Source organism: Vibrio genomosp. F10 str. 9ZD137 (assembly GCF_049974785.1).
In the GTDB taxonomy this organism is placed as follows: Bacteria; Pseudomonadota; Gammaproteobacteria; order Enterobacterales; family Vibrionaceae; genus Vibrio.
In genome coordinates this window covers 1-2,472 of sequence record NZ_JBNGCJ010000108.1, presented here as the reverse complement: position 1 = coordinate 2,472, position 2,472 = coordinate 1, and the positions used below count along the sequence as shown (strand labels likewise).

At 46.9% G+C, this 2,472-nt stretch carries 2 protein-coding genes; both read right to left on the bottom strand.

What is annotated here, in order from left to right; all coding sequences use genetic code 11:
• Positions 1-2,134 (bottom strand): cellulose-binding domain-containing protein (locus ACP45E_RS01360; RefSeq protein WP_069584617.1); only part of this gene is annotated, 2,134 nt, incomplete at its 3' end.
• A gap of 141 nt (positions 2,135-2,275) precedes the next feature.
• On the bottom strand, positions 2,276-2,472 hold a 197-nt coding region (locus ACP45E_RS01355; RefSeq protein ID WP_206743903.1), incomplete at its 5' end, for a hypothetical protein.

The window sequence follows — 2,472 nt, the reverse complement described above, 5'->3', positions numbered from 1 at the left end:
TTCCGTTAGTATCGGTCCCATCCCAAATGAACTTCCCAGCTTTTTGGTCTTCATACACTTTACAGTCTTCACGTTCCCACACTTGTTTTGATGTGTCGATTACGGTCGGTACATCCATACAGTGCCCATCGTTAGTCCAACGACCTACGTTACCGTTAACCAATAAACCTTGCTCTTTAAGTACAGAGTCTGGCGCAGCAAAGATAGGAGCAGGGGCGCCATACCATTTGGCGTTAGTCATAGCGCTGACTTCCATCTTAGGATCTCGAGGACAAGAATACGGATGGTCAACGCCAGTGACGGGATCCATACCATAATCGGCGTATTTTTGATCCAGTTGCCCACAACTTGCCGTCATTGGGTAGTTTACAGGCGCGCCGTATCTTACTTCCGACCAGTTATTTTCATCACAAGCGTTATAGCGAATGGTTTCTTGCATACTTTGAGACAAGAAGGCCGCAATCGCCACCTTAGCGTAAATTGCGTTGGTTGCTTCATCGGCCGCATCGTCGAGTAACCAGAAGGTATTACCAGCGACACCGACATTGTGCATTGAGTTTAAGCCTGCTAAAAAGTCGGCCCATTTATACACGGTAGAAGGAATCCACTGTGATTGTGGCGTTTCAAATAGGAAGGCTTGATTATTCATTGCTGACTCAGCACCTTCCAAATCAGCATTGAGCGAAGCAAGTCGAGTTAACGGGCCATTCGTTACGCTTTCACCAACGTAATACAGCGGCACGGTCGCTTGTTGGTAGCGAGCAATTTTATCGGATAAATCCGCGGTTTCCGTGTCAAATAAAATAGCAAACACATTACTGCTCGCTGCTTTACGAATATGACTTTCTCCTGAGGTGTTGCCCATAAAGTAGTCAGCTGCTTGGGCTGTAGGAATAGAGGAAAGTAGAGCCGGTGCTTGTGTATAGTCGCTCACTTGTTTCACGTATTCCAATGCGTAATGCCATTGCTCATCGGTTAAAGCTGGCGATGAGCTCGATTTATGAAACGCGATAAAGTCGGCTTTGGTTGTTGATGCGGTTTTGTAAAGCTCAAAGGTCGACAATAGATCAGATGTTGAAGATGCGGCTGCATTCCAAACGGCTCGTTTGCCTGAATGCGTATTATAAGCAAAGTCACCAATGCTTAAAGACCACCCGAACGTAGCTTGCGGGGCAAGAGTGGAAACGACAAGGTGATGAGCTTGGGCCCAACCTTGAACATCGTCAGTCAGTGCGTTTATATCCGCAATATCAATTTGACCGCCGGTTGTATCAAGGGCGGCGTTCAATGCCATTTTTACTGCTACGGCTCCTATTGCTTGTCCTTTGTCTGCTGCAGCGGCATCAAGCACTTCTCCACTCAGTACGATAGAGGTTGCACCGGCAAGTTCTACGGTATTAATGAGCGCAATGAAGGCATTCGTTAACAGCGTGGTATCAGCAATGTCTTGGCTGCTGATAGTGTTGATCGCCAACGTTTCTGGCGCACCAAAAGTCGCAGGGCTAGCAGCAACAAAATGATTTGGCCAGCCGTTTACTTCTAGTCTTACCGGATCCATTGGGTTAGGTAGTGACAGTAATGGCGCGCTTCCTGGAGGGGTATTGTCACAGTTTACGTGTAGCGCCCAACTGCCATCGCTACCAGGTGTCGAGGTTGTCCACCAGTTTGCTTCATAAGCAATGTTCTCATTGACCATGATATCACCGGCTGAAGCATGATCGCCTTTGGTCCAATTCGGGTACACATTAAACTCAGCACAGACACCAACCCCAGGTGTTGGGTTCGGTTCTGGGCTTGGATCGGGTGTAGGCTCAGGCTCAGGTGTAGGTTCAGGCTCAGGTGTAGGATCTGGCGTTGGGTCGGGTGTTGGATCTGGGTCAGGAGTAGGGTCTGGATCCGGTGTAGGCGTAGCGCCACCAATCTGCTTCCATGGAGAATCCCATTCATTGGCATAGTTGTCTGTTGGGCTTTGCCCTGCGTTGACCCACCATTTCGCTTCATACGTTTGTCCATCTACCGTCACTTGTGTACCGCCAGAATATGACTTTGTGGAATCGTATGGTTCTGCTGCATACAAGTGCCCACTTAGCGCAATACACGCAAGAGTAGCCGCTAGCTTGTTCATCCTAAACATAAATGTCCCTTTATCTTTATTGTATTTGTCTGTTTTGTTACACGTTAATTACGAGCGAGGTGCTATCTAATTCGATAAATATTCACCTAAAAATAAGTTAGCAGTTAGACACGTATTGAGCGGCAAAAATGACATTATCTGTCATCGTATGCGGCAGATATCACGTAGGAACTGAAAGTATTTGTGAGGTTGGTAATTGTTGCAAAATAACTGGAATGGATGTTTTTCTTTAAAAAGAGCCGCTATTTTTAATCTAACGGGGTGGGCTTGATGTAAATAAATCGCATGGGTATCGATATCTAGTGTTGTTACAATGACCTGACCTGACCTGACCTGAC